The 9548-nt window shown below is 45.2% G+C and carries 12 protein-coding genes; 6 read left to right on the forward strand and 6 right to left on the reverse strand.

Annotated elements, in window-relative coordinates; genetic code table 11:
• The 3 genes from QUB66_RS28600 to QUB66_RS28610 form a co-directional block, all read right to left on the reverse strand.
• Positions 1-722: RNA-guided endonuclease InsQ/TnpB family protein (locus tag QUB66_RS28600; protein WP_332970635.1), on the reverse strand; the 722-nt coding region annotated here is incomplete at its 3' end.
• 473 nt (positions 723-1195) lie between these two features.
• Positions 1196-1393: a hypothetical protein gene (locus tag QUB66_RS28605; protein ID WP_332970636.1), complete on the reverse strand. Its 198-nt coding sequence runs from the start codon at positions 1391-1393 to the stop codon at positions 1196-1198.
• Complete coding sequence (locus QUB66_RS28610; protein WP_265237058.1) at positions 1365-2363, reverse strand: hypothetical protein; 999 nt, start codon at positions 2361-2363, stop codon at positions 1365-1367. The genes QUB66_RS28605 and QUB66_RS28610 overlap by 29 nt, the downstream gene beginning before the upstream one ends.
• A gap of 364 nt (positions 2364-2727) precedes the next feature.
• Here QUB66_RS28610 and QUB66_RS28615 point away from each other — a divergent pair, with 364 nt between their 5' ends.
• On the forward strand, positions 2728-2997 hold the full coding sequence (locus QUB66_RS28615) for a helix-turn-helix transcriptional regulator (RefSeq protein WP_265237057.1): 270 nt from the start codon (positions 2728-2730) through the stop codon (positions 2995-2997).
• A 39-nt stretch (positions 2998-3036) separates the two neighbouring features.
• On the opposite strand, the gene arfB is transcribed toward QUB66_RS28615, so the two are convergent.
• Positions 3037-3450, reverse strand: a complete 414-nt coding sequence (arfB, locus tag QUB66_RS28620) for an alternative ribosome rescue aminoacyl-tRNA hydrolase ArfB (RefSeq protein WP_265237056.1) — start codon at positions 3448-3450, stop codon at positions 3037-3039.
• Between the two features lie 145 nt (positions 3451-3595).
• Between arfB and QUB66_RS28625 the strand changes: the two genes are divergently transcribed.
• A complete protein-coding gene (locus QUB66_RS28625; RefSeq protein ID WP_332970637.1) occupies positions 3596-4555 on the forward strand; it encodes an NAD-dependent epimerase/dehydratase family protein in 960 nt (319 codons plus the stop codon).
• Between the two features lie 256 nt (positions 4556-4811).
• Here QUB66_RS28625 and QUB66_RS28630 read toward each other — a convergent pair whose 3' ends face one another.
• The gene (locus QUB66_RS28630) at positions 4812-5306 is read right to left on the reverse strand and encodes a restriction endonuclease (RefSeq protein ID WP_265237052.1); all 495 of its coding nucleotides are present in this window, start codon (positions 5304-5306) and stop codon (positions 4812-4814) included.
• Positions 5307-5815: 509 nt separating this feature from the next.
• Here QUB66_RS28630 and QUB66_RS28635 point away from each other — a divergent pair.
• Positions 5816-6070, forward strand: a complete 255-nt coding sequence (locus QUB66_RS28635) for a hypothetical protein (protein ID WP_265237050.1) — start codon at positions 5816-5818, stop codon at positions 6068-6070.
• A 31-nt stretch (positions 6071-6101) separates the two neighbouring features.
• Here QUB66_RS28635 and gnd read toward each other — a convergent pair whose 3' ends face one another.
• Positions 6102-7556 (reverse strand): decarboxylating NADP(+)-dependent phosphogluconate dehydrogenase, encoded by a 1455-nt coding sequence (gnd, locus tag QUB66_RS28640; RefSeq protein ID WP_265237048.1) that lies wholly within the window; start codon positions 7554-7556, stop codon positions 6102-6104.
• 287 nt (positions 7557-7843) lie between these two features.
• Here gnd and QUB66_RS28645 point away from each other — a divergent pair, with 287 nt between their 5' ends.
• The 3 genes from QUB66_RS28645 to QUB66_RS28655 all read left to right on the forward strand — a co-directional run bounded on the left by QUB66_RS28645 (position 7844) and on the right by QUB66_RS28655 (position 9260).
• Entirely contained in the window at positions 7844-8266 is a 423-nt protein-coding gene (locus QUB66_RS28645; protein ID WP_332970638.1) for a hypothetical protein, read from the forward strand.
• 299 nt (positions 8267-8565) lie between these two features.
• Positions 8566-8901, forward strand: a complete 336-nt coding sequence (locus tag QUB66_RS28650; RefSeq protein ID WP_332970639.1) for a DUF433 domain-containing protein — start codon at positions 8566-8568, stop codon at positions 8899-8901.
• The gene (locus QUB66_RS28655; RefSeq protein WP_332970640.1) at positions 8898-9260 is read left to right on the forward strand and encodes a DUF5615 family PIN-like protein; all 363 of its coding nucleotides are present in this window, start codon (positions 8898-8900) and stop codon (positions 9258-9260) included. The genes QUB66_RS28650 and QUB66_RS28655 overlap by 4 nt, the downstream gene beginning before the upstream one ends.
• The last annotated feature ends 288 nt before the right edge of the window (positions 9261-9548 follow it).

Here is a 9548-nt window from a genome sequence, read left to right on the forward strand (position 1 = left end):
GAGACTCGCTTTTGAATAGTTCGCAGGCGCTTTTGAGCTTTGCGGTAATGTTGAGGAATTGCTACAGTCTCATTTTCTGATGTTGTTAAAAAATCCTTCAGCCCAACATCAATTCCCACAATCTTTTGAGGATTGAAGTCTGGTTTAATATCCGGGACTGTTGAATCTTCTAAACTGAGAGTGACATAGTAACCGTCAGCTTTTTTGGTAATAGAGACGGTTTTGATTTTGAATCCATCAGGTATTGAACGGTGCAAAATAACCTTAACTTTTCCGAACATCCGCAAGTTAATTAAGTTATTTTGTAAGCAGCCGTCTTTAATTTGAGGATAGGTGAACGTGCGGTAACGACTGCGTTGTTTAAATCTTGGTCTACCACTACGCTTTCCATTTGTATCACCTTTTAAAAAACGATCGAACGTTACCTTAACTCGCTTGACTACATCTTGAAGGACTTGAGAATAAATATCGGCATACCAAGGATGAGTTTTTTTGAGTTGAGGTAACGTCTTTTTTTGACTATAATAATCGGGATTATCTCGCAGTTCAGGTAAATAGCAAATTAGCGGACACGCATTAACAGGCGAACGGTTTTCTTCGTACCAGTTAAATCGATCTGCCAACAAATAATTGTACTGTGCACATAACATTGACAACCATCTGTCAATCTCAGTGGCTTGCAACTTTGTTGGACGTAATCGATACTGGTAAGAAGTTTTCATTAAGCGGTGAATGTGTAATTTCAGTCGCGACTTATCAATTAGTATTAATATAGTTGAATGCGTTACTTTATGTCAAGTACGTAAATAAATATTTTATTTGCACACTCAGAGAGACTTCTATTATTAAGTATTAACTTTTATTACCCAATCTCAACTGGCTACAGAAATGGTTAAAAAGGTGTATTGAAAAAAGTCGAATAAAATAATTTGTTCGTCTAAAATAATTTGTTCGTCTCGTCATCCACCCGCCCACCGCTCAAAACATAGTTTTGAATTGGTTGACGGGTGGAATCAGGAGTCTCACCGCGTCTTTCATCCCACACGCTTGTCGAAGCGATTATAGTGTGGGGATTCCCGTCTGCTTAGCTAATGTCGTAAGCGAAGCAGACCGAAGGTATCGCCCCAACATCCCCAAATACCAAATCCGATCGCCCAGTAGGGACACGACACCACGCCGTGTCCTTAATCGTAACCTATCGGCGACAGCCTTCAGCGATCGCCCTTAACACCGCTAGCCGCACTTCAGGATGAGCTTTCTCAAGCCCATTAGCCCGAAAAATCCAGTGTCCGCTGCCCGCGTGCTCGATCGCAATCTTCTGTCCATCCGGCAAAACGATTTGCCACCAATTCAAAACAGTGGCTTTAATCAGTTGGCAATGAATCTCGCTCAATTGAGCCTCCATGAGTTTCAGTTGACGCATGATTGGATTTTGGGCAGATGACTTCATGATTTTTTTCCTTAAATAAATTGGATAGTTTCTCGGCTGGGATTTCAGTTTGCTTATTTTTCAGCTTAATTTCACTTTCTGAGCTTTTCGCTTTTACTTTACCTTCCGAACTTTTCGCCTTCACTTCCCTTGTACCACCTTTAGGCTCAATTTTCACTCCAAAACCTTTAGATTTAACTTTACCTTGAGCAGAAATTGAAGACTGTTCCGCTGCGGGCTTCTTAAACTCCGCGTCCAGTTGGTCTAAAATCTCCTCTTGTTCGGGAGTATGTTCCGCCGGCTGCTCCAAATTTTTGGGGTTGTATTCGTCAACCAGCCTCCCCAGAAATTCCGAAATTGACATTCCCGCAGCCGCTGCTTTTTTTGTTAAAAGGGCGTAGGTGTCGGTTTTGATCCGAATTTGTTTAAGCCGGAGGTTGGGATTATTGTCAACAGTTTCGGCTATAGTTACTGCGGTAATCCTTTCTTTTGGTATGACATCCACAACTTCTTGCCACTTTTCCTGTAAAGCGCAGTCGCCGTATTGGTCGGTTACTGCGTGTTTGAACAAGGGGACAACTTGAGCAACGCAGCTTGGCAAAATCTCAAATCCGGCTTTAATTAAGCGCAGGCAAATGGCAGCAGATTTGATAATTTGGGTGCAGTAAAAATACTGTCTGCCTAATGCTTGTTCGCAGTAACTTTTGAAAGTTTTGAACTTGTCTTTATACAATCGCAGTTTTCGGATCGCGTCCAGCATGATTCCTTGCCGCACGTAGTCGAGGAATCCTCTTTTTATTTCGCCTGTGAGGTAGTCTAAATCGTGAAAGGGAGATTGATTCTGGATTTCTTCTTCAAAGTCTAGCAGCGGGCCTGCAAAGTGAAAGTTGGAGGCGATATCGCCTAGGTAGAAATTTTCGGTAGATGTGGTCACGATCGGGAATGGGTGGAGAAAGGGAACGATAGCACGGAAGTTGGGCGATCGCAAAGTGGAATTTTTGGTCGGGTTCTTTGATACAATTTTGAGTTGGGTTGTGCTGTAGGTCGATCGACCTTTTACATCGCATCACCTCCGGGCGCGTTGAGGGAAAGGAGCTTGAGGTATGCACTCAAGCCCCGAAAATACTAAGGGTATGCAGGTGCACAATTAATAGAAACTACAAATAAGGCAGCTCGCTATAAACCAAAGCGTTTCCACCGTCCGGCTAAATGAGCCGCCTTTCTGTTGTCTATACTTACACAATCATACTTGTAACTTTCTGGTCTGTCAACAAGTTTGCTTGTAAATTTTCCGTGATATGCCCAGAAATAAACAAACTCAAGAGTCCAAAGATATACCAGCACTGCAAATCTTGCGGGAGGCTGTTGGTTTATCGCAATCGGCCTTAGCAAAACAAATTCCCGACAAAACGGGCGCAAAAACCCTAAGTCAACAAGCAATCAGTAACTGGGAGCGAGGATTAGACGAACCCGAACTGACAATTGCTCAAATGAAAGCCCTTTGCAAAGCTCTCGGAAAAACGCTTAACGATTTACCCAACGATTTAGGGCCACCAAATCCTGAGTGATAACTAAAAAGTCCAAAAGGTCGATCGACCTTTCAACGATCAATCCGTAATTTTCCCTCTCAGAGCCTTAATCTGCCCCCGCTTGGTTTTGCTGTCGAGACGCTTGCGCTGGGAACTACGAGTCGCTTTGCTCGGTTTGCGCCTTTTCGGGATGACGATCGCATTTTTAATCAACTCTTGCAGCCGTCTCAAAGCCTCCTCCCGGTTTTGTTCCTGGCTGCGGTGCTCCTGAGACTTAATCACAATCACGCCTTCGGAGGTGATGCGTTGGTCACTGATTTGCAATAAACGCTGTTTGTAGCGATCGGGCAATGAGGAAGCGCCGATGTCAAAGCGCAGGTGAATAGCCGTTGCTACCTTATTGACATTTTGCCCGCCCGCACCTTGGGAGCGAATGGCGCTAATCTCGATTTCGCGATCGGGAATAAAGACTGTGTTGGAAATTTCTAGCATGATTGGGCGGGCGATCGAGCAAGCTGTAGAGAAAATTTTGGTAACTGATCTCTAGAATAACTACTTTTTCTACCAATAGATAGTCGCTGCTGAGGGGGCAAACCAGTAAGTATGTAGAAGCAGAGAAGACAGGTTATCAAAACAGATGGCAGACACAAAGCTGAGCATAGTCATTACCAGCGCCGATTCTGAACTCGGACAAGTAACCGTCCGGCGGTTTGTAGCGCAGGGACACAAAGTAACGGGATTGACAGAGGAAAAAGATGGCGCAGCAGCGGTGCATTCCCACGGTGGAATCGCGGTAGAAACTGACCATTCCAATGCTGTGGAACTTAGGGATGCGATTCTGGCGGCAAATGCAGATGTGGTTGTTAACCTCACCCCGCAAAAGGCAAATACCCTGCTCAGCGACGGACAAGATTGGAAAGGATTTGATAAAACGCTTTCTACAACAACTGGTGCACTGCTGACAGCGGTAAAAGACACGGATATTAAGTTGCTAATTCACACCAGCTACACTTTTCTGTACGGCAACACGAGAGATGCGACGGAAAGCACACCGCTGAGTGTACCTGGTGATGACGCAATTTTCAAAATGGCGATCGCCACCGAAAACCAGGTAACAAACAGTCAGGTTCCCAATTGTGTATTGCGGCTGGGATACCTGTACGGGCCTGAATCGGAAGACCTCAAATTGTATATTAAATCCTTTAAACTGGGTCGTCCCTATTTTGCCGGGCCAGAGAGCAATTTGGGAAACTGGCTGCACTTTGAGGATGCGGCGGCGGCGTTGGTATTGGTAGTTGAACAGGAACCGAAGGGTGCAATTTTTAATGTTGTCGATGGTGTGCCGGTGTCTTTTGCTGATTTTATCGATCGATTCGCCTTCACCCTAGGCAGAAAACGCCCCGCGCGCATCCCCATGTGGCTGACACCGCTAGCACTGGTGTTAGTTGTCACCCCTCAACAAGTCGATTTGTTAAAGCTTACTACTACTGTCAATAGCGATTCATTCCGCCAGCAGTTTGGGTGGAGTCCGCGCTATGTTAGCTACCAAGAAGGTTTACAGCAAACAGTTGATACGTGGGGAGCGAGTGCTAGTTGAATTGTTGGGATTTCAGGCAATTAGTTCGCGATGCAGAACTTCTATATGTCAATATGCTTCGGTTAGCGCTTTTTTGTGTCATTGCGAGGAACGAAGCAATCGCAGTATCTGTTTTTCACAGTTGACTAACTTTTAGTTATTGTAGGGTGCCCAGCGGGCTGAATGTTTTCTCACTTTACCGATCGTTTCGCCTGACGCACCCTATGAGCTGGCATACAAACAACCGATGTAGCCATTGCATATCCTGGTATATAAATTAGTTACAATGTTTAGATGTCAGGATGAATTCGATTAGTTTTTTTCTATCCCATAACTCTATGTCGTTAGATTCAGCCAGGTTGTAAGCGTTTTCTGTAAATCTGTTGTTGGTGATGACTCTGCCTTTATTTCCTTTGTAATGTCTGACGGCTCCTGCTACTTCTTGAACAGCTTTAATACCAACTGGATTTTTGCTTCTTTTCGCTTGAACCACAGTTTTTGATCCATCTTTGTATAAAATTAAATCAGCCCCATAATCTTGACTATCTTGAGTTAAAGTAACACCATAACCAAAGTTTCTAAAATGGACATCTAGAAATTTTTCAAACTCTTTTCCTGTCATTTCATCCACTTCCAGAATACCACTGTCTAATAAACGTTTGTTTTCCTCTTCTTCTCGACGTTTATTTTCCTCTTCTTCTTTCAATGTATCAAATACCGATTTCGCAATAGCACCGACAACGGCAGCGGCTCCTACTATAAAAGGCCACATAAAATTACTTTTTTTTAAAGGACTATTTATTATAGTACCAGATATCCTCAGTATAGTTGTCTACAAATATCACAAGCGCATTGTGATTTTAATTACTGATATAGCGTTTCTCAGAAAGATGAGGTATGCCGAGGTATGCTGCAACCCTTACATAGTCAAGCTTTTTAGGTAAGATTTGTACCTCACTAAAACGAGAAAGGCTATAATGTACGCAAACCATGAATTTATGAAAATAGGTAATAGGTGGAGGGATACAATCAATGATAACTGAAAATTCTGTCAGCAATGGGTGATACAATAGGCAACAGGCTCAACTACACATCGACCTATGCCATCATCAGGAGTTCAATACTTAATTATCAATGCCCTAGAAACTCTCGACTTGTTGAGATGGAGAATATATGATGAAGAAAAGGGCTTTTGGTACATCGAAACCCCTAGTCGAGTTTTACCAAGAGCTGCTATACTACAAAATGGCGAGATTGTTCGTATAGACGAGGTTGAAGACTATGACGAAACCGCATGATATCAGAAGAGAACAAGACCGGAGATTAGGAGAATTAATGGCGATCGCACGTCAGCGATTCCTCGATGCAGGCGGCGATCCTCGACACCCGCCATCAGGTATAAAAGGCGATGATTACATGACAGACGAAGAAAGACAAGAAGCACTGACGATCGCCAGATCGCTCTTTAACGACGAATATATTAAAAGCTATCTCGAAAACAAACGTCAAAACAATTTGCAACCCCAAATTAATTAGTAAGGTGCGCCGAAACGCACCCTACATCCAATTAGTCGGTATTACCGGTTTGCAGCGACTCTTGAGCAGCCTGCGTCCACTCAGAGTGGAAGAATTCACCGCGTGGTTTGTCGGTGCGCTCGTAAGTGTGAGCCCCAAAATAATCGCGCTGAGCTTGCGTGAGGTTTTGCGGCAATCTTTCGCGCCGATAGCTGTCGAAGTAGTCCAGCGACGCGCTGAAGGCCGGTACAGCAATCCCCAGCAGGCTAGCCGTAGACAAAACCTCGCGCCAAGCTGTTTGGCGATCGAGAATGCTCTGTTTGAACTCCGGCGCTAACAGCAAATTCGGCAGGGCGGGATCGTCCTTGAAAGCTGTTTTAATCTTGTCCAAAAACCGAGCGCGAATGATACAGCCGCCTTTCCAAATTCGGGAAATTTCGCTCAAACTCAAGTCATAATTGTAGGACTTCGAGGCCGCGCTCAACAGCGCCATACCTTGCGCGTAGGAACAAATCTTCGAGCAGTAAAGCGCATCCCGAACTTTGTTGACAAACTCTTTAGGATCGCCTTCGTACTTGGTGCTAGGCCCTGTCAGTTGGTGGGAAGCATTGACGCGCTCTGCTTTGTAAGAAGACATGATTCTGGCATTCACCGCAGCGATAATTGTGGGAATGCTCACGCCCAATTCCAAAGCACTCATTACAGTCCAGCGGCCGGTGCCTTTTTGACCCGCTGCGTCCATAATTACCTCAACTAAGGGTTGCTTAGTTTCCGGGTCAATGTACTTGAAAATGTTAGCGGTAATTTCAATCAAAAACGAGTTGAGCTCGTCCGTGGTATTCCATTCGGCAAAAACTTCCTGCAACTCCTGGCCGCTGAGTCCCGCCACGTTTTTCAGCAAATCGTAGGCTTCAGCAATTAATTGCATATCCCCGTACTCAATGCCGTTGTGAACCATCTTCACGTAGTGACCAGCGCCACCAGGGCCGATGAATGTGACGCAGGGGCCGTCATCTACTTGAGCCGCAATTTTGACGAGAATTGGCTCTAGGATGCCATAAGCAGCGTGGGTGCCACCGGGCATGAGGCTAGCACCGTTGAGCGCGCCTTCTTCGCCGCCGCTGATGCCCATGCCAACAAACCCCAGTCCCATCGATTCTAAATCTTTGGTGCGGCGTTCGGTGTCGTCGTAGAGCGAGTTGCCGCCGTCAATAATCATGTCGCCCGGTGACAGCATGGGTTTGAGCTGGTCGATGACTGCATCTACGGGTTTGCCAGCTTGCACCATGACTAAGATGCGGCGCGGGGTTTCTAGGATATCGACAAATTCTGTCAGAGTCTTGGCGGCGACAATGTTTTTGCCGGGGGCGCGTTTGGCCATGAATTCGTCGGTTTTAGCTGTTGTGCGGTTGTACACAGCCACGGAGAAGCCTCTGCTTTCGACGTTGAGGGCTAGGTTTTCGCCCATTACGGCTAGACCGATTAAACCAAAATTTTGCTTTGTCATGCTAATAACCGCTAGTTGCGCTTGAGGTTTGATTTGAGATAGAGGAAAGCGAGGCGGGGTGTACCGCTTTCCGGTGGACTAAAGTATTGGACAATAGACCGAGGAGGTTTAGGTTTATTTTTATATTGTAAGAATTGCTGTTTGGTAAATCAGTAGGGTTTTTTTAAGATTTAAGGGATATTAAAGACAAGGGCAGGTGATGATAAGGCAGGTATTATGCCGATCGCAGTAACGATAGATACAAACAAGCGCACATTTTAAGGAAAATTTAGGAGACTGTTGTAATTATGGAAGATTTGCAGTATCTTGCGGCCTGGGTGAAGGAGCAACACGCTCGCGAGTATATTTTAACTTGGCTGCTGAGTCAACAGGGGCTGTGGTGGTCGGATGGGGACATTTATCAGGCGGTTTTGCAAAAGTCGGGAAAGCTTTTGAAGGCTTATGTTCAAAAAAGGCAGGCGGGAGAGTTATTTGAGGGAATTTCTGAGAAGTTGGTGGGAGATGAGAATTGGGATGATTTGGTGGTGAGTTTGGGGCGAATTGTTGCTGTGTATCAAGAGGAATTGCTGAAGTTGCAAGAACGGGACAGGCGCGGGGACGGGCTAAAAAAAAAGTTGATTAGCGAACCGTTGACTGGTGATTCTTTGTCGGTTTTCGAGGTGCAGCAAGCTTTGCCAGATCCTTATGCGGATACGCTGACGGGGAGATAATTGGCAAGGGACTTTTTGGATGTAGGCTAATCTGGTGAAACCGGGTTTCTTGCCTTATTTCTGGTACTCAACCCAAATTGTCGCAGAAACCCGGTTTCTCGCCACTCAGCGACAGAAATGCGATCGCGAATCCGTCGCTGGGTGGGGGCGGGTTTATATAAATTGTCGGTACTCATTAGGGATGGTTAGTGAACCCGCCCCTACGATAATTAGTCGCAGAAACCGGGTTTCTCGCCACAAAAAGGTCGCACTCAAAGATGAGTGAGGTATAATTAATTTAAGAGTTGGGATATAAACAGATGCAGCTAGAAGATTATTTTGAATTTCTCGACCCCGATGATATCCGCATCAAAGGACATCGGATTGGCATCGATGATGTGATTAAATATTACTTGAGCGGATATTCGCCAGAGCAAATTCTGGAAGAGTTACCGAGTCTGAACTTTGAGAAAATTTACGCTAGTCTGACGTACTATCTGCACAATCGCAGACAGATGGATGCTTATATGTTGCGCTTGGCCCGGTGGCGGGAAGAACGTTATCAGGAATGGTTGGCTAAAGAACCTTCTGATGTAGTAAAACGTATGAGAGCAATCAAAGCACAACGAGAACAGGAGTTACTAAAAATTCAGTGAAAACTCGTTTTTTAATAGATGAAAATTTGCCTAGTAAACTTAAGACTGCTGTTTTACTCCTGCAACCGGAAATAGATATTTTGCGGGTGGGTGATTCAGGTGCACCACCATTGGGAACTTTAGATCCAGATATTCTCACGTATTTGGTATCGTCGCAGCGACTATTGGTGACGGATAATCGCAAAAGTATTCCGGGACATTTGGCAGACTACAGGGCGGCAGGAGGAGGACAAATGTGGGGACTTTTTTGGGTGCGTCCGAGTGCAAGTTTAGGAAGATGGGCTGAGGAAATTGTGATGGTTTGGGAGACTTCTGAGGCTGAAGAATGGATCGATAAGTTGGATTGGATTCCATTATAAAAAATGTCGCACAATCCCAGAAACCGGGTTTCTTCCGAGATTTCTTGTACTTAACCTAAATTGTCGTAGAAACCCGGTTTCTCGCCACGCAGCGAATCTCAGAAACCGGGTTTCTTCCGATATCTCTGGTACTTAACCGAAAATTGTCGCAGAAACCCGGTTTCTCGCCACGCAGCGAATCTCAGAAACCGGGTTTCTTCCGATATCTCTGGTACTTAACCTAAATTGTCGTAGAAACCCGGTTTCTCGCCACGCAGCGAATCTCAGAAACCGGGTTTCTTCCGATAT

It is taken from the genome of Microcoleus sp. A2-C3, assembly GCF_036706065.1.
GTDB lineage: Bacteria > Cyanobacteriota > Cyanobacteriia > Cyanobacteriales > Microcoleaceae > Microcoleus.